Source organism: Metabacillus sp. cB07 (assembly GCF_016839225.1).
GTDB classification, from domain to species: Bacteria; Bacillota; Bacilli; order Bacillales; family Bacillaceae; genus Bacillus_P; species Bacillus_P indicus.
In genome coordinates this window covers 1,044,779-1,061,987 of sequence record NZ_CP069296.1, presented here as the reverse complement: position 1 = coordinate 1,061,987, position 17,209 = coordinate 1,044,779, and the positions used below count along the sequence as shown (strand labels likewise).

The 17,209-nt window shown below is 44.9% G+C and carries 22 protein-coding genes; 12 read left to right on the top strand and 10 right to left on the bottom strand.

The features are described 5' to 3' along the window. Positions 1–84: 84 nt before the first annotated feature. The 4 genes from JOJ89_RS05325 to JOJ89_RS05310 all read left to right on the top strand — a co-directional run bounded on the left by JOJ89_RS05325 (position 85) and on the right by JOJ89_RS05310 (position 3,087). Positions 85–807, top strand: a complete 723-nt coding sequence (locus tag JOJ89_RS05325) for an alpha/beta hydrolase (protein WP_029565167.1) — start codon at positions 85–87, stop codon at positions 805–807. A 73-nt stretch (positions 808–880) separates the two neighbouring features. After that, positions 881–1,402 (top strand): YjcG family protein, encoded by a 522-nt coding sequence (locus JOJ89_RS05320; protein ID WP_029282509.1) that lies wholly within the window; start codon positions 881–883, stop codon positions 1,400–1,402. Continuing rightward, on the top strand, positions 1,403–1,831 hold the full coding sequence (locus JOJ89_RS05315) for a GNAT family N-acetyltransferase (RefSeq protein ID WP_029282511.1): 429 nt from the start codon (positions 1,403–1,405) through the stop codon (positions 1,829–1,831). Between the two features lie 569 nt (positions 1,832–2,400). Beyond that, positions 2,401–3,087, top strand: coding sequence for a DUF421 domain-containing protein (locus JOJ89_RS05310; RefSeq protein ID WP_203290260.1), 687 nt, complete (start codon positions 2,401–2,403; stop codon positions 3,085–3,087). Here JOJ89_RS05310 and JOJ89_RS05305 read toward each other — a convergent pair. Continuing rightward, a complete protein-coding gene (locus JOJ89_RS05305; RefSeq protein WP_029282515.1) occupies positions 3,084–3,977 on the bottom strand; it encodes an MBL fold metallo-hydrolase in 894 nt (297 codons plus the stop codon). The two genes, JOJ89_RS05310 and JOJ89_RS05305, sit on opposite strands and share 4 nt — an antisense overlap. Positions 3,978–4,001: 24 nt before the next feature. Then, the gene (locus JOJ89_RS05300; RefSeq protein ID WP_029565163.1) at positions 4,002–4,229 is read right to left on the bottom strand and encodes a hypothetical protein; all 228 of its coding nucleotides are present in this window, start codon (positions 4,227–4,229) and stop codon (positions 4,002–4,004) included. 154 nt (positions 4,230–4,383) lie between these two features. Here JOJ89_RS05300 and JOJ89_RS05295 point away from each other — a divergent pair, with 154 nt between their 5' ends. Continuing rightward, on the top strand, positions 4,384–6,642 hold the full coding sequence (locus JOJ89_RS05295) for an ATP-dependent helicase (protein ID WP_035206459.1): 2,259 nt from the start codon (positions 4,384–4,386) through the stop codon (positions 6,640–6,642). Between the two features lie 37 nt (positions 6,643–6,679). Here the strand turns inward: JOJ89_RS05295 and spoVIF are convergent, their stop codons facing one another. The 5 genes from spoVIF to JOJ89_RS05270 all read right to left on the bottom strand — a co-directional run bounded on the left by spoVIF (position 6,680) and on the right by JOJ89_RS05270 (position 8,185). Further along, positions 6,680–6,934, bottom strand: a complete 255-nt coding sequence (spoVIF, locus tag JOJ89_RS05290; protein ID WP_029282521.1) for a sporulation-specific transcription regulator SpoVIF — start codon at positions 6,932–6,934, stop codon at positions 6,680–6,682. 141 nt (positions 6,935–7,075) lie between these two features. Beyond that, positions 7,076–7,210, bottom strand: coding sequence for a YjcZ family sporulation protein (locus tag JOJ89_RS05285; protein WP_081414023.1), 135 nt, complete (start codon positions 7,208–7,210; stop codon positions 7,076–7,078). Positions 7,211–7,302: 92 nt separating this feature from the next. Beyond that, the gene (locus JOJ89_RS05280; RefSeq protein WP_139015472.1) at positions 7,303–7,584 is read right to left on the bottom strand and encodes a hypothetical protein; all 282 of its coding nucleotides are present in this window, start codon (positions 7,582–7,584) and stop codon (positions 7,303–7,305) included. Positions 7,585–7,626: 42 nt separating this feature from the next. After that, positions 7,627–7,770 carry a hypothetical protein gene (locus JOJ89_RS05275; protein ID WP_158001587.1) on the bottom strand — a complete coding sequence of 48 codons (144 nt, stop codon included), beginning with the start codon at positions 7,768–7,770 and terminating at the stop codon, positions 7,627–7,629. A gap of 91 nt (positions 7,771–7,861) precedes the next feature. Then, positions 7,862–8,185, bottom strand: a complete 324-nt coding sequence (locus tag JOJ89_RS05270) for a hypothetical protein (RefSeq protein WP_029282525.1) — start codon at positions 8,183–8,185, stop codon at positions 7,862–7,864. Positions 8,186–8,397: 212 nt separating this feature from the next. Here JOJ89_RS05270 and JOJ89_RS05265 point away from each other — a divergent pair, with 212 nt between their 5' ends. Together JOJ89_RS05265 and JOJ89_RS05260 are read left to right on the top strand one after the other, a co-directional pair. Then, complete coding sequence (locus tag JOJ89_RS05265; RefSeq protein WP_029282527.1) at positions 8,398–9,111, top strand: BMQ_0737 family morphogenetic spore coat protein; 714 nt, start codon at positions 8,398–8,400, stop codon at positions 9,109–9,111. A 105-nt stretch (positions 9,112–9,216) separates the two neighbouring features. Next, a complete protein-coding gene (locus JOJ89_RS05260) occupies positions 9,217–10,014 on the top strand; it encodes a hypothetical protein (protein WP_029565161.1) in 798 nt (265 codons plus the stop codon). Between the two features lie 91 nt (positions 10,015–10,105). On the opposite strand, the gene JOJ89_RS05255 is transcribed toward JOJ89_RS05260, so the two are convergent. Next, on the bottom strand, positions 10,106–10,456 hold the full coding sequence (locus JOJ89_RS05255) for a DUF1360 domain-containing protein (protein WP_029282531.1): 351 nt from the start codon (positions 10,454–10,456) through the stop codon (positions 10,106–10,108). Positions 10,457–10,608: 152 nt separating this feature from the next. Here JOJ89_RS05255 and JOJ89_RS05250 point away from each other — a divergent pair, with 152 nt between their 5' ends. Continuing rightward, positions 10,609–10,884 (top strand): hypothetical protein, encoded by a 276-nt coding sequence (locus JOJ89_RS05250; RefSeq protein ID WP_051865048.1) that lies wholly within the window; start codon positions 10,609–10,611, stop codon positions 10,882–10,884. 20 nt (positions 10,885–10,904) lie between these two features. Further along, positions 10,905–11,696 (top strand): HipA family kinase, encoded by a 792-nt coding sequence (locus JOJ89_RS05245; RefSeq protein ID WP_029282534.1) that lies wholly within the window; start codon positions 10,905–10,907, stop codon positions 11,694–11,696. Positions 11,697–11,716: 20 nt separating this feature from the next. Here JOJ89_RS05245 and JOJ89_RS05240 read toward each other — a convergent pair whose 3' ends face one another. Then, positions 11,717–12,802, bottom strand: coding sequence for a glycosyltransferase (locus JOJ89_RS05240; protein ID WP_203289765.1), 1,086 nt, complete (start codon positions 12,800–12,802; stop codon positions 11,717–11,719). Between the two features lie 205 nt (positions 12,803–13,007). Here JOJ89_RS05240 and JOJ89_RS05235 point away from each other — a divergent pair, with 205 nt between their 5' ends. From JOJ89_RS05235 to JOJ89_RS05225, 3 genes are read left to right on the top strand one after another with little or no spacing between them, the layout of a single operon-like run. Next, entirely contained in the window at positions 13,008–14,294 is a 1,287-nt protein-coding gene (locus tag JOJ89_RS05235; protein WP_203289764.1) for a UDP-glucose dehydrogenase family protein, read from the top strand. After that, positions 14,291–15,247 carry an NAD-dependent epimerase/dehydratase family protein gene (locus tag JOJ89_RS05230; RefSeq protein ID WP_203289763.1) on the top strand — a complete coding sequence of 319 codons (957 nt, stop codon included), beginning with the start codon at positions 14,291–14,293 and terminating at the stop codon, positions 15,245–15,247. The genes JOJ89_RS05235 and JOJ89_RS05230 overlap by 4 nt, the downstream gene beginning before the upstream one ends. Beyond that, entirely contained in the window at positions 15,244–16,377 is a 1,134-nt protein-coding gene (locus JOJ89_RS05225) for a glycosyltransferase family 4 protein (protein WP_203289762.1), read from the top strand. The genes JOJ89_RS05230 and JOJ89_RS05225 overlap by 4 nt, the downstream gene beginning before the upstream one ends. A gap of 123 nt (positions 16,378–16,500) precedes the next feature. Here the strand turns inward: JOJ89_RS05225 and JOJ89_RS05220 are convergent, their stop codons facing one another. Continuing rightward, on the bottom strand, positions 16,501–17,205 hold the full coding sequence (locus JOJ89_RS05220; protein WP_029282543.1) for a hypothetical protein: 705 nt from the start codon (positions 17,203–17,205) through the stop codon (positions 16,501–16,503). Between the last annotated feature and the right edge of the window lie 4 nt (positions 17,206–17,209).

Genomic DNA, 17,209 nt, shown 5'->3' with positions numbered 1-17,209 from the left:
TTCCCGCTGTTCATGTTAAAATGATGGAAGCGTTTTAATCATTATTTTCGGATGTTAGTCCGTCATCTTTTGGGGGTATCACACATGACAGTCAAATCAGGTATTGTACAGGAGACGCTGCTTTATTCGCAGGAGTTAAAAGAAGAAATGACCTTGCTCATTTACTTGCCTAAAAATTATTCCCCTCTATATAAATACAGCCTCCTGATCGCTCAGGACGGTCAGGATTATTTCAGGCTGGGGCGCATTTCAAGGCAGGCTGAGGAATTGCTTTCAGACAGTAAAATGGAAAATGTCATCATAGTCGGCATTCCCTACCGTGATGTACATGACCGCAGGGAAAAATATCATCCTGACGGCAGTCGCCAGTCGGCCTACATCCGCTTTCTGGCGCATGAACTCGTGCCATTTTTAGACCGGGAATTCCCGACTTATCAAATGGGTGCGGGACGTGCGCTGATCGGTGATTCTCTGGCAGGCACAGTATCTTTTATGACGGCTTTGACCTATCCGCACACATTCGGAAAAGTCATCATGCAGTCACCATACTCGGATGATTCGGTACTCAAAATGGTGAAGGAATGCTCCTCGCCTGAACTGCTGTCGGTGTATCACCAGATTGGTGTGAACGAGACAGAGGTGAAGACTACAGACGGCGCTGAACAGGATTTCCTTGAGCCGAACAGGGCTCTGCATCAGGCGATGACAGACAGAGGCATTCCGGTTCAGTATGAAGAATTTGAAGGCGATCATAAATGGACTTACTGGCAGCCGGCCATTAAAAAGATACTGCAGTCCATGTTTTAACTGCTTTAATAGGCTTTGGCCGCTGATTTTGATATACTTTACTTACATATTCGTAACATGGGAGGGAACTAAAATGAAATACGGCATAGCCATTTTTCCATCAAAAAAACTGCAGGATGCAGCCAATTCGTACAGAAAGCGCTACGATCCGAACTACGCACTGATTCCGCCGCATTTGACGCTGAAGCAGCCATTTGAAGCAACAGACGAGCGAATCCGCGATATTTCAAGAGAACTGCGCCAGATTGCGCAGAACCATCAGCCCGTAACTCTGTCAATCCGAAAGTTCAGTTCCTTTTCTCCAGTAAACAATGTCATTTATTTAAAAGTAGAACCGACAGAGCAGATTTTAAGCCTGTATGATGCGCTTCATGATGAGTATTTTTCTGATGTTGAGCCGGAATATGCATTTGTCCCTCACATCACAATCGGACAGAAGCTTTCGGATGATGAACATTCGGACGTGCTTGGCAGTCTGAAGATGACTGATTTTCAGCACGAAGAAACCGTGGACCGTTTCCACCTTCTCTATCAGCTGGAAAATGGATCATGGACGGTTTTTGAAACATTTCTCCTTGGAAAGGAAGGCCTCTAAGTGAACGTACGCATTGTAAAATCGGATGAAGAGCTTCAGGATGCTTATGATGTCCGGACGAAAGTATTTGTAGAAGAACAGCAAGTGCCTGAAGAAGAAGAAATTGACCAGTTTGAACGCGAAGCTTCCCACGTGGTCCTTTACGACGGTGATCAGCCCGTCGGAGCAGGCCGCTTCAGAATATTAAACGGCGTCGGCAAAATGGAGCGTATTTGCGTGCTCCCTGAATACCGTTCAAAAGGCGCCGGCAAACTGATTATGGAAAAACTCGAAGAAATTGCCGCTGCAAAGGACATGCAGACATTAAAACTCAACGCCCAGACACATGCAGAAGCGTTTTACGAAAGACTCGGCTACCGCACAGTCTCCAAGGAAACCTTCCTGGATGCGGGAATTCCTCACGTGACGATGATGAAGGAAATAAAGTGATCAGATAAAAAAGCAGCTGTGTGCTGCTTTTTTATTTTTGCGCGGATTTACTGGTACCGGGTGTCCTTTGTGATCTGCTAACTCCGGATTAGAACACTTTCGAGCCTGTGGTCTACTCACTTTGTGCTGCTTACTCCGGGTTAGAACACTTTTGGGCCTGTGCTTTACTCAGTTTCTGCTGCTAACTTTGGTTTAAAACATTTTTGGGACTGGGCTCTACTCAGTTTGTGCTGCTTACTCTGGCTTAGAACACTTTTGGGCCTGTGCTCTACTCTGTTTGTGTTGCTAACTCTGGTTTAGAACACTTTTGGGACTGTGATCTACTCAGTTTCTGCTGGAAACTCCGGTTTGGAACACTTTTGAGCCTTGTGCTGCTAGCTCCGGTTCGCATTTTCCACTCGGCATAATCCACTTTATTATTTTCCCTCGTTGCTCAGAACGGTCATCTACCCTTAACCACCATTCACACCTGCCCAAAACAAAAACATGAATATCCCCAAAAATGCGCATGCTAATGGCATCTCCTATTGAAATCGGGTGAAGTCGTGGATCTCTTGCATTTTAATCCAATGGAATTTGTACATACTGGGATGGATTTGATTATTGGTTTTATTGGCCTGTTTTTTTTAACCCGAATGCTTGGGAAGACGCAGATCACGCAAATTACAACGTTTGATTTTATCTCCGCTTTAGTGCTTGGAGAGCTTGTGGGAAATGCGGTATTTGATGATGACACGGGCATCTTGAAAATTCTGTTTGCCATTGCTGTGTGGGGGGTGCTCATTTATCTGCTTGAGATCATCACGCAAAAGTGGAAAAAAACGAGGGCGTTTCTTGAAGGAAGGCCTACCATTGTTATTCACAGTGGTGAAATTAACCGTGAAGCCCTGAAGAAAAGCAAGCTTGATATCAATCAGCTGCAGCACCTGCTTCGAGCAAAAGGTGCGTTTTCAATAAGAGAAGTGGCTTATGCGGTGCTTGAAACGGACGGAACCATCAATCTTCTGAAAAAGCAGCAGTTTGAATCTCCTACAAAGAGTGATTTCAATTTGCCTATAGAACGCGCAGTCCTGCCTTTTACGATGATCATTGACGGTGAGGTGCTGCTTGATAATGTTCATGAGGCCGGCTTCTCAGAGGAATGGCTGAAAAACGAACTTGCCTCCCGCAGTATTACCGGTTACAGGGAAGTTTTGTATGCGGAATGGCTGGAAGGAGACGGCCTGTTTCTCCAGAAATTCAAGCCGACCTCTTAATTTTTGCTTCGAACAAAAAGCATCGCATCTCTGATTATAAACTCTACTTTCTCTTCTTTTATCAGTTTCGTCAAATACGCTGTGATGGCCGTGCGGTATAAAAGCCACGATGACAGTCTTTCAGCAGCCACATCATATTCTTCGCACATGCTTTGAATGACCTCATCAAATGGTATTCCTGATGGGGTCAATTTTTTTTCAAGTGAATCAAGTACCTTCAAATGATAGGAAGCATTCACTTTTACCGTGTCTTTAAATGATGCCTCAAAGGCTCCATGCCCCGGAACAGCACCTGCAGCATTCAGTTCCAGGAGCCTGTTCAGAGAATGAAGCGTTTCCTCCGCGTCAATGATATACGGAATTTTATGTTTGAAGAGCTGTTCTGCACCGAAATAGGAATCTGCTGCATATAGAATGCCATCCGAAAGCACTCCCATCTGCATGAGACTGTGTCCAGGAAGAGCGATACATTCAAATGACTGCTCCCCAAACCAATAAGTCCCTTCTGTCACCTCTTCATCAACAGCAATAGGCGGTCCTTCAAGAAATTTATTCCGCAGTTCAGGGAGCGGCAGCGCACCATGAAATAAATAAAGCGGTTCCAAAACGGGATTCCGCAGAATCGCAGCTTCCTCTTTTGATGCAAACGTATAAACAGCCAATTGTTCCTGTATGTATGAAGCTCCCCCGTAATGATCAGCGTGGGCGTGTGTAATAAAGAGATGAGTCAGGGGCAGCTCATGTTTTTCAAGCTGGCTGATTACCTTTTTCGCAGCTTGCCGGTCAAGGCCGGCATCGATCAGCATACCGCTCTCCCCGCTTTTTATATACCCGATATTTACCGGTGATTCAAAATAATAGCATGTTTCGCTGAGCTGTATGAATTTCATTGCGTTCAACTTCTTTCCTTCTCTTTAAATGGATTCGCTGAAAAGCAGTCCTTTTCCGGTCACCTTGCTTACAGCTTTTTGGTCCGTCCGTTTTTCCTCCGGCCGGGCTTTTTCTTTTACCTCTTCTCTTGGGTACAGGGAAAGAGTGATGCGTGCTGCACCAGGTACTTTTGCATAATCCTGCTGATGTTTCACCATGCGGTTTGCATACTGTACATACTGTTCAGGCACTGGCGGTACGGCAAAACTCATCTTCATCACCCCTTTTAAGAGACTATTCCCATACATTCGTCCTTTAAAACGAATTATCCTGCCCCTTTTTTGTTTTCTCTCCTTTTGATAAGATAAGGTTTGTGACTTTAAAATGAGAATAGATGTTTACATAAATGAATCGGGGGGACTTTCATTGATTTGCGGAAAATATAAAGATGAATACATTCAGCTCCCGTACCTTGCAAGAGAACGCTATCAGCAGATATATGAAGCAAGCCTGCACGGAAAACTTCATTGTGCATGCTGCGGCCAGCCGCTGAAAATGCAGATGAGCATTAAACATGAACCCGCTTTTATTCACGCGGATCATTCCGTTCACGAACAGTGTGAGCAGTATAGTCAGGCCGTTCAGGAGTCGGCAGCATCCAAAGAGGCGGTTTATAAGGAATTGAACGGCTTCAGGCTGCCTGCAGGAAGATCCATTTCAGAGAACAGTGATAAAAAAGAAACCGGCTGGAAGTCTTATCAGCTTGCAAAGATGGACAGACCGCTTCAAATCAAAGAAAAATCAGCGGCAAACAGCGTCCTTGAAATACGCCTGGACGATACTCAGCTTGAAGCTGTAACAACAATAGATGGACCGCTTCTCGTCCTTGCGGGGGCAGGCAGCGGCAAAACAAGAGTTCTGACAACACGGGCTTTATACATGATGGAAAAGCAGGGCATTGACCCTGGCTCAATCATGCTCGTCACATTCACGTCCAAAGCGGCGCAGGAAATGAAGCACCGGCTGAGCGAACATGCTGTACATGGTGCCGGAAGACTTGTCTGCGGAACCTTTCACAGCATTTTTTACAAAATCCTGATGCACAGCGATCCAGAAAGATGGAACGGACAGCATCTGATTAAATGGGACTGGCAGAAAGAGCAGTACATTAAAACGGCCGGCAGAGACCTGGGACTCAATGAGAAGGAATTCCCTTATGACCAGGCCCTCCAGCAGATCAGCTACTGGAAAAACACCTACCTGACAGCAGGCGAAATCAAGCCTGCTGACGAATTTGAAGAACAGGTGCTGACTCTTTATAAAAACTACGAAGAAATGAAAAGTGCCCAGGGACAATTCGATTTTGATGACATGCTTATCAAATGCTATGAGCTACTTTCAGAAAATCCGGAGCTTCTTAAAGCTTACCAGGCAAGGTTTGAGTATTTTCTCGTCGATGAGTTTCAAGATATTAATCCTGTGCAATATGAGCTTTTAAAGATGCTTTCTTCCCGTACAAATCAGCTTTGTGTCGTCGGGGATGATGATCAGTCGATTTATGCGTTCAGAGGAAGCGATCCCTCCTTCATCCTTAATTTCAAGCATGATTTTCCGGGGGCGAAAATCGTGACACTGGCTGAGAATTACCGTTCAAGCCATGAGATCGTCGCAAGCGCGAATTCCGTTATCTCCAAAAATAAGCAGCGGCATCAAAAAGCGATGAACGCGCAATATCAAAATGACATACCTCCCCTGTTTTTCTTTCCATTTGATGAAGAAGAAGAGGCGACGCTTGTTGTAAATGATATGAAGGAAAAGCTTGAAAGCGGGTCAAAGCCAGGCGATTTTGCCGTTCTTTACCGGACTCACACGTCGGGACGGGCCATTTTTGAACGCCTTGCGCAGTCAAGCATCCCGTTTACGATTGAACAGGAAGGACTGTCTTTTTATGAAAGAAGAATGGTCAAATCACTTCTTGCCTATTTACGGCTTGGACTGAATCCCGATGATTCTGCTGCGATTGTTCACGTCATGAGTGCGCTGTTTATTAAACAAAGCGCGTTAAATGACCTTAAAGCATTTTCCATTACACATGACTGTACATTTGTAGAAGCCCTCGCCAAGCTCCAGTCCCTGCAGCCGTTTCAAAAAGCAAAAATCAAGAAAATCGTTCCGCTGTTTAAAAAGCTACGTCTGATGCGGCCGGCAGCTGCCATTGATGTCATTGAAAAGGAAATGGGTTTTTCAGATTTCCTGAAAAAACGCGGAAATGAAGGCAACGCCATTGAAAAAGGCTCTGATGACCTGAAGGATGTCCGAGTTCTTGCCGGCAAATTCGAAACGATTGCTGAGCTTCTTGAACATGCCGATCATATGACCGCAAAGTCAAAAGAGTGGCGGCAAAAACGGGATCCTCATGCGGTGCAGCTTATGACGGTGCACCGTGCAAAGGGGCTTGAGTATGAGCATGTTTATATTTTGGGTGCCGTTGACGGAGGACTGCCTCATGACTTCGCCCTTGATTCCTTCCGCAAAGGGGATGAAAAGCCGATTGAAGAAGAACGCAGGCTTATGTATGTAGCAATGACAAGAGCGAGGACGTCACTCTCCGTATCGGTTCCCCAGTACAGAAGAGGGCGCCGGGCGATACCTTCAAGGTTTATCAGAGGGCTGATTACACCCTAAATACGCAAAAAGACCTCTCGGCTGAGAGGTCTTTTCGTTATTTCTTATTGATCATTTTTGAGATTGTGCCGAAATCAAGTTTTTCTTTGCCGTTTACGATGCTGTTTACAATTTTGTCTTCCATCTCTTTATTAACCGGCTTGTTGGCAATTTGGGATACACGGCGGATGACGCCGCGGACCGTATTTTCATCTTTGAAGTTGGCGTTTTGAAGGGAATTGGCAAGATCAAGAACTTCCTTCATGTTTACACCTGTTTTCTTTTCAAGGTTTTTAAAGAAGTGATTATCCATTTTTTTGCTGCCTCCTTTACGATGATATATCCTATGAAACTGAGTCTTGTGTGTGCCTATCTTTTTTCATAATCCGACCTCAATAAAAAGAGGAAAGTACGGACTCTCGCCCGTACCTTCTGCTCAGTTAAAGCTGTTCAATTAGTTGTAGAAAGAAGCACCTACGATGATCAACAGGATGAACAATACTACGATTAGTACAAATGTAGAACCGTAGTAGCCGCCACCGCCGTAACCGCCGCCGTAACCACAGCCGCCATAATATCCGTAACCCATATCTTAGCCACCTCCCTCTGCCTTTCGTCTCTACATCATATGTCAGACAGCTTTGAATGGCTGGACAGATTCATCAGGCTATTTGCGGAAATTTACTTTTTAAGGCGTTTTTCCTGATCTGACATCCATCTTTCCGCATCATTTGCCAACTGTTCCATTCGTTTTTCAAATGCATCGGCCGTACGCTCAAGGGCACCAAGATCCTTTTCCTTTTGCCCCATCCATTTTGAATGTTTTGTTTGTATGTCATCATGACGGCCGAAATGATTATCCATAAACTTTTCAAATTCACCGCTCAGCTTGCTCATGAACTTCACCTCTACTCCCAGCCTATTCCCGCCGACTATACTCTGTTCGCAAGAGATCATAGACAAAATAAAAGCCCCCTGACATCAGGGGACGTTTATTTGTTTCCATTAATCTTTTACAACGATTTTTTTCTTGCCGCAGCCGCAGCCTGCTTTTTTGCCGCCGCTTAATTGCTGCTGACTGTATTGGGAAGAGCCATGGTACACGGCACTGTTTACTTTTGGTGCTTTTGAGCTTTTTTTATAAATCATGCTGATCCTCCCTTTGCTGTTCCTATTTCTACATTATGTCAGAAGAAAGGGCTTTGACTTCAGCGAAAGTACCAATAATCTTGCTTGAAGCCTACTCTTCTGTCTTTTTATTGTCTTTTGCCGCCTGGTTTTTCAGATTGCTGATAAACCAGGAATCATAATATTTATCCGCATGGACTGCATCATTTTCTTCTTCAGAGTTCTTGTTTTTCTTTAGAAGTTCAAATAGAACAAGGTTTTCTCCTTCAAGCAGAGATACCTTTTCCTTCAATTCTTTATTTTCTTTAAGAAGCTCCTGATAAGAACCGTCATCTTCATAGTCAAGCAGCTGTGCCCTTGTATGGGAAAGCTCTCTCTGCAAATAAGTAATTCTTGCTTTAAGGGCTTTGATGTTTTCCGTCTGCTGATTTGTCACATTCCTCTCCCCCATCCATATATTGAATTATTCCCTTACTAATATGAAATTCAGCCAGCAGGCGAATTATGCAGGAAACTGACATTCACCTAAATTTCCGCTCTTATCACGGCACACAAATTGGGAAAAAACATACTATACATTAGTCCCGACACCTAATGTATCTGTTCATTAAAATGGACGGGAGAAATTAAGATAGGAGGAAAACAACAGTGAGTCATTCCAGAAAAGAAAAAGAAAAAGTATGCATCAAAACACGCAAAGTGTATGACTGGGTTACACGTCCAGTGGACCTGCCGCTAATCAGTGTAAATGACTGCGATCTAGATAATTTGTTTGACTGCGATGGCAAGACAGACGACATCTGTAAATTTCTTAAGAAAAAGGGACGTTCTAAAGACGTTACAGTGAACTGCTTCCTAAGCGATAAAGATGGAAATCGCATCGACACAGGCGACGACAGCAAATCATTCCTTTGCATGGAAATTTCACCATATGACAAACGCACAGATGTAACAGTAAACCTTCCAAATGGTGACGAAGTAACACTGCAAAAAGTGAAAGTTCTTGTAAAAGGGTTTGTAACAGTTGAGCTTCTTGACGCAAATGACGATGTCATCTGTGAATCAAAAGCGATTCCGTTTGCAACTGCTCAAACATTCATCCTTTGCGCTCCAGAAGGAACTGAGCTTGAATGTCACGTAAACTACTTCGAATGTGACGCAACATTAGTCTGCACAGACGTATTCTCTCAGCTTGATGTATCCATTACATTCTGCTTAGACGTACAAATGGAAGCTGATGTGAAACTTGAAGTAGAAGCTAAAATCTGCAAGCCTCGCGAAGAGCTGACAGAAGCAATCAATGTATGTGACATGAAAGACAAATTCCCGCCGCAATGCCCTGATATTTTCCCAGTGCACTAAAAACATAAGATGGCTGTTCTTATACAGCCTCTTATTTTTTTTGGTTTGATTTTCACCTTTTCTTCATACATATGCAGTAGGAAGTTCAGAAAGGAGTTTCACGACATGAAAAAGCAGGATAGCCAAAATGCAGGTGAACGCACGCTGCAGCTGCAGCAGCAAATCCTCCACTACCGTTCTGAACTGAGCCGTATGCAGCAGCTGGTGAACGAGGCAGACAATCAAGTAAAAAAAGAGCTGATCCGCAACCAGTATCTTCAGGAAAAGCTGAATGAGGCTCTTCACACTCATACTGATCAGTTTGAAAAAGAAGTGTTCAAACTCGAAAAAAAAGTTCTGACCCTCGAAGTTGCGCTTGAGGAAGAAAAAAAACGGTCATCTGATCTCCGGAAAAAACTGCTCATGCAGGAAGAACAGGCGAAACCTGCTGTCATTGCGCCGGTCATTGGGGCAACAGCCCACTTTCAGGCATCCATTCTCCTGCCAAAAGAGGACGATGAGCCATTGACCGTTTTCGGGGATTTTGTGATAAAAAACACCGGAAATAAGCCTCTTCAGCAGCCGGTCATCTGCTTGCAGATTACGCCTGTCTCCTACGGTTCACTAAGCGGAAAAATCATTCTTCAGCGTAAGATGGATGACACGAACCTATTTGATGACGCACCCGGACCTCTCTGGAGGCATGTTCATGAAAATTGGCGGGAACGCGTGCGGACAGACGGCCAATACTGGCTGAAACCCCTAAAAGAAAATCTGGTTGAGCCCGGCCAGACGCTCGTCTTTTCAAGTTTTGAAATTTCCTTTCCTTTTCCTCCTGAACGCGCGGCGGCGGTAAACGGATTTGTTTATGCAAAAGAGCTCCCAAATGGAATTCCTTCTTTGAATAAAATAAGCCTACAATAGCCGGCCGGGAATCCGCCGGTATTTTTTATCCGGCCATAAACTGAAAAAAAACAAAAAAGAGTCTCCCATTAAGACTCCTTCCCGGTTTCTATTAAAAAATCAGTTTTTCAATAATGGATTCAACAATCGCTGCACACCCTGCAATTGCAAGAATCAAAATAAGCGGTGAGGCAAGATCAGGCATGTAAACATAGATTCCGTACAGGAAGGCCGATGTCCATATGCCGGTGCACCAGTAGCAGCTGAGCAATTCGCCGATCCACTTCTGAAGGCCCCCTCCCTTTATTTCAATATAGGCAATCGTGCTGCCATCGGGAAGCGTTTCTTCTGCTTCCCTGTGAAAGGGACGTCTGACAAAGGCGGTTATTTTATCGTATACAAGCAATCTTGTAAGCCTGAAGCTCGCAAGAAACAATAATAGAAAATCAATCCATGCTATCATAGATGTCTCCTTTTCTTCAAACGAATGATGTTACATTTTATGAGCTGCTTTAGTGTTTATGCCGAAGTTATCGGTTTACTGGTCAAATATCCATACTTTCCGGGGCTCACCTACATATACTGTTTAGTAAATGGACGTTTGAGGAGGATATTATGAGCAAAGTATTGTTTTTCAACAATGAAAGTCAGGATGATATTTCTATGAAGCTTGCAAAACTTGCACCAGGCGACGAAGTGAATGTCCACGCTGGAGAAAAAGTCTATTATGAGGCAGCCTTTGAATCTTTTGATGAGCAATCCGGCACGGCCTCCTTCTTAATTGACCGCTTTTATAAAAACGGAGGAGAGTCCGTTTCTTTTGAGCTTGATGAAATCACCGGCATTGAAATGCCTCTCGGAGATGAAACGGTCGGAAGCGAAGACGAGTAACGGCTTAAGGGGGATGGGATATGTCTCAGCAGGGGTTTCAGCCTGTCAAATACGTAAAGACACTTGAAGGAAATTATGCTCATCTGTTTCAGTTCACTGATGATTGTCTGTATGTTGTGAAATTTTACAAAGTGCGGGATTATCGAAAGCGGGAACTAGTGAATGAATGGCTGGCGGCAAAGCTCGGGATGCTTCTCGGGCTCCCTGTTTTGCCCGCTGCTGCATTAGAACTGTCTGAACGATCACTTGGGGAAATTCCGGCTGACAGCCGCGGAACTTACCGGGCTGGAATACATCTTGCCATTCCTTATCTAAATCAAGTGAAATCCTATCAGGAACTTCAAGAGTCTTCAGCAGCTATGTATGTGCAAAACGAAGATGCCCTTGCCGGCATGCTTATTTTTGATCAGTGGCTCAATAACAATGACAGAAGCCGTACGAATATTCTTTTTGAAGAAAAGAAGGATGGGAGCGTTTTCTTTTGGATGATTGATCATGGACGGTGTTTTCCCGGCATGTACAGCTGGGATATGCATACTCTTCGGGACACGCCAGTCTACCGGTTGGATATGCCTGTTTACAAATGGGCCAGTTCTTTGCTCCCTGATGCTGACCCGCTGTATGAATTTGCAGAAAAAATCATGTCGATAAACAAACAGAAAATAGCGGAAATCGTGGACGCCATTCCTGTGGATTGGGAAGTGACAGAACGGGAAAAAGAACGGCTGACGGATTTTTTAACCCGACCTGAAATTGCCGCCCTTCCAGACTTAGTATTTGGGGCAAACCGGAATATGCTGGAACGCAAATAAACGCAGCCCCCGGTCTGCGTTTATCTTCTGTTCATCTTCAAAAAACGCTCATACATTTCATGCTGTCTGATCAGCTGCTTCCTTAAATCGAATTTCTCCTCAATGACCGCTCTTGCTGCATGAGTATACTCTCCCCATGCATCGCTTGACCTGAGAAAGGAAAGCATTCCGTCTGCAAGCTGCTGCACATTTCTTTCTTCAATTAGATACCCCGTCTTCAGATGCGCAATCAGTTCGGGTATTCCTGCATGTCTGGTGGAAATGACCGGGAGCCCGATTGCCATTGCCTCTTTAAGCGCATTAGGTATTCCTTCAACGTCACCGTTTGGAGCCACTTCGCTGGGCAGACAAAATAGATGGGCTTTTTTTAACTCTTCCGCAATGTCATACAGGCTCATTTTCCCGGGAAGCGAAACCGACCCTTCCAGATTCAATTCATTTATCAGCGCTTCAAGGTTCAGCCGTTCTTTCCCGCCGCCAATAATTTTAGGCTTTATTTTCGGAAATTGATCATGGGCTTTTTTAAAGGCGCGAAGCAGGGTTTCATGGCCCTTTTTTTGGACAAGCCTGCCGACCGATATCATGACAAATTCGCCGTCCTCAGGCGGAATCCGTTTTTGAAAGGGGAACACATCCAAATCGATTCCTCCGTAGAGCACGTTCATCTTGTTCTTTGGAACACCAAGCTTTAGAAGCTCATTTCCAAGGTATTCGCATACAGGAACAAACAGGCTGCTGTATGCGACCATCGTCCGGTAACGTGAAAAGTTCTTATTATATAAAACTTCACTTTGAGAAGATCCGTCTGATCCCCGAATGCTGATGATAAAAGGAAGCTGCTGCTGCATGGCAAGCGGAAACACATCCACTGCATGCTTGCCGTGATGTGCGTGGATGGCGGCCACTTCCTGTTCCTTGAAAAAAGACGCCAAATCTGAAATTTCATTCAAATTATAGAAATGGTCCATTGTAAACTCCGTATCTTCCTTTCTTTGAAAAGGCCCGATGACAATTGACCGGTATTTTCCCTGATAGACCATCTGATTGTAGATAAACCGCTGATTGACCTTCACATCTTCCATAAGATAGTGCGCGATCGTTTCCATCTGGAAAGATTCACTCCTCCTCTTAAGAGCACAGCTGTGCCTCTTCACTCATCTTTTATGCTGTCAGCCTATTCATCTATGGACTTTGGTGCATATTGTCCAGAGAAAAAGCACCCTTTCACAAGTTTTTATCCCGATTCAGTAACGTTTTATGCATGTTTCATAATAGGTTATGGGAGAAGGTTTTTAGAAAGGGGTTTCTACAATGAATGTGTGCGTGATTGGTGCAGGCTATGTGGGCCTGACAACGGCAGCCGTTCTTTCAAGTCTTGGCCACCGGGTATCATGCATCGACCAGGATAAAAAGAAAGTCACCATGCTGCAGGCCGGAAGGATACCCATTTATGAACCTGGACTTCAGGATCTGATTGAAGAAAATAAAAACAGGCTCCGTTTTTCAGATGATCTCGCTGCAGGTATTAACCAGGCGGAAATAATCGTTCTGGCAGTGGGGACACCTTCCCTTCCAGATGGCAGCTCAAATTTGAGCTTTCTTTATAAAGCGCTGGCAGATGCTGCTGCAAACATTGCAGCCTATAAAGTAATCCTCATTAAAAGTACGGTTCCACCGGGAACAAACCGTGCTGTTCTGAACTCACTCAGAGAAAAAGGCTACGGCCCTGATCTTCTTGACATTGTATCTAATCCCGAGTTTTTAAGGGAAGGTTCTGCCCTTAAGGATATGCTGTTCCCAGACAGAATGGTTTATGGACTATACGAGGAAAATGAGCGGGTCCTTCAGTTGCTGAAACAGCTGTACGCAGGAATTGATGCCCCTGAACTGGTGACGAACTATGAAGGAGCTGAACTGATTAAATACGCATCAAATGCATTTCTTGCTGCAAAAATCAGCTTTATCAATGAAATATCAAGAGTATGCGAAAAATATGGAGCGGATATTACGCATGTGGCCAGGGGAATTGGCCTGGATAACCGGATTGGACCTTCTTTTTTGCAGGCTGGAATCGGCTACGGAGGTTCGTGTTTTCCGAAAGATCTTCAGTCATTAAGCTACACAGCTAAAAGCAGCGGCATTGAAGCGCTTATTCTTGATGCGGTTCAATCAGTGAATGCAAGTCAGCTGACCGTTTACATTGAGAAACTGAAATCACTGGTTCCTGCATTTCCGGCTGTGAAGACCGCGGTTTTAGGGATTGCCTTTAAACCTGATACAGACGATATCCGCGAATCTCCCGCTGCAGCACTGATTCATGCCCTGAATAAAGCGGGCTGTGAAGTATCTGCTTATGATCCGAAAGCAACTCTTCCTGAACACTTGAGCGGCGTGAAACAGACCAGTGATCCGTACGATGCGGTTACAGGAGCAGACATCGTGATTCTTGCAACGGACTGGCAGGAGATCAAGAATCTTGACTGGCAGAGGGTTAAACAGCTCATGAAAGGCGAGACGCTTCTGGATGCGAGAAATTGCCTTGTGCCGGAAGTGATACGCGCAGCAGGACTTATCTATGAAGGAGTTGGGCGCCTATGAACATTCTTGTAACTGGCTGTGCAGGCTTTATCGGATCTCATTTATGCGAAAAACTGCTGGAAAATGAGGCGCATACCGTTACCGGCATTGATTGCATGATCGGACCTGTGCCGGAGCCTTTAAAAAACATAAATCTGCATAACCTTTTAACCCATCCCCGGTTTCAGCTCATCAGAAAATCCATAATGGAAATTGACTGCAAAGAGCTAATAGAAAAAGCAGATGTCGTCTATCATCTGGCGGGCATTCCCGGCGTTCGTTCAAGCTGGGGAAAAGACTTTCATCCTTATGCAGAAAATAATATTCTGGCGACGCAAAAACTGCTGGAAGCGGCTAAAGGCACAACACTTAAGAAATTCATCTATGCCTCTACGTCCTCCATCTACGGCTACAAACACGGAAAAGTTTCTGAAGACGCGATGCCTGATCCACTTTCCCCCTATGGCGTCACAAAGCTTGCGGGTGAACACCTGTGCTCTGTCTACAACCATAATTTTGGAGTGCCTGCCGTGATCCTCAGATATTTTACCGTTTACGGCCCGCGGCAAAGACCTGATATGGCCTTTCACCGCTTTTTCAAACAAATCATGACAGATCAGCCGCTTACCCTTTTTGGAGACGGCTCTCAAACGAGGGATTTTACCTATATAGATGATTGTGTGAAAGGCACCGCTGCTGTGATGAATGCTGATCACACAATTGGCAGGATCTTTAATATCGGGGGAAAAGAAAGGGCATCCGTCATTGACCTGATCAAAGAGATTGAGCTGATTACAGGCCGGAAAGCAGATATTCAATTTCTGGATGCGGCAATCGGCGAACCGAAACACACCCATGCAGATATTTCCCTTGCAAAAAATGTGCTCGGCTATTCCCCGGATGTGCCGCTGAAAGAGGGACTGCGAAAAGAATATGACTATATGAAACGCATCATGCATGGGGATCCGCTATGAAGATCGCCTTTATCTGCACAGAAAAACTGCCGTCCCCTGCTGTAAAAGGTGGTGCCATCCAGCTTATGCTCGATGGCATTCTCCCTTATTTCAGCCGGCATCACGAAGTTACGGTCTATTCCATTACAGACCCTCTGCTGCCTGATACAAATGAACATAACGGAATACAGTATATCCGGTTTCCAAGACCGTCCTTTCACGAACAAACAGCGGGAGATATCAAAGACAAATTCTATTCTCATATTCACGTCTTCAATCGGCCAGGCGAACTTTGGCGATACAAACAGGCTTCGCCGGAAAGCAAGCTGTTTGTCAGCCTTCACAACGACATGTTTTCCACTAGAAAATTGAAGCGGGAGCAGGCGCTTGAAGCATTGAGCATGTGCGACGCCATTACAACAGTCAGCGAATATATCAAGAGGACGGTCACGTTCCGCTATCCTGATGCTGAGGCCAAATCACACGTGGTCTATTCAGGCGTTGATTTCTCATCTTTTCTGCAAAGAGATTCAGCCGAAGGAGAACAAAAACGAGCACTCTGGCGAGAGAAGTATGGACTAAACGGAAAAAAAGCCATTCTCTTCATCGGCAGGCTGAGCAGAACGAAAGGCCCCCATCTGCTGATCAGAGCGATGAAGCAAGTGATCCAGGAACACCCCGATTCAGTTCTTGTCATCGTTGGCGGCAAATGGTTCAGCGAAGACGGCATCAACGACTATGTTCAGTTCCTGTACGATGAAGCAGCCAAATTAGGCGAGCATGTTCTTTTTACAAAATACATTCCATCCGAAGACATTCCAAACATCCTTCTCATGGGTGACCTCCTCGTCTGCAGCTCCCAGTGGCACGAACCGCTCGCCCGGATTCATTACGAAGCCATGGCAGCAGGCCTTCCGATTATTACAACCGACCGCGGGGGCAATGCGGAAGTGATCAATCATCATATGAACGGCCTTATCATCAAAGAATACGACCAGACAAATGCGTTTGCTGAAGCCATCTCGCAGCTGCTTGCTGACAGCACCGGCGCCGTTTCTTTAGGGAAATACGGAAGGCAGTACGCTGAGAAGAACTTCTCCTTTCAGCATACTGCAGCAAAACTTGAATCGATCTATGTGAATGCGCAGTAACTCGGCTGAGAGCCGTTTTTTTTTTGACCCATATCCAGTTTCTTTCCAGCAGGACAAGAACGGAGAGCATAATAAAAAGCACACCATGATGATGTGCTTTTTTTAAAGCTCTTATCCTTCTTTTTACATAAAAAATACTCTGTTTTTTCTCGTTGAATTGCGGTGTTTCGATTTTCTCTTCGATCTGAACATGGATTCCTGAACGGATTCAAGTTCATCGCTGAATTGCTCCTGCTTGCTGAGCGCGCTGAACATTTCAATGAGACTCATGGAAGTATTGATTGTCTTCTGTACTGCTTCCATTTGATCTTGTGACACATGTTCTGACATCGTAATGAAGTTTGCTGCTTCTCCCTGCTGTTGCATTAAAACGTCTTGTTTTATTTCTGAAGGTTCTTCATTTAAAATGGTCTCTGCTTCTAGTGTTTCTTTTACAATAGATGCTATAGGAACTTCTGCTTCATGTGTTTCTTCCGCAACAGCTGTGTTAGGAGATCCTGCTGCTTCATGCGTTGCTTCCTCAACAGCTGCAGGAGGAAATGCTGTTGCTTCGAGTGTATGTTCCTGAACAGATACTGGAGGCAACACTGTTTCTGGTACCGGCACGTATGCTTCCTGAGGCTTCCGCGTCTTTATGGGAAGTTCAATCAATTCAACGTCTCCCGTTGGCGGTTCTTCTTTGCGGTACTTATTCTGTGAAAGAAACGTTTCCGGATCTTCAAGCATCGTTTCATACTCTGCAGCACTCCACCCCATCGGCCCGGGAGGAGAAAAAGAAAAGTTTACAAGCTCGACTTTAGGAATCTCCTGAAATTCATTTGTACTCATTGTA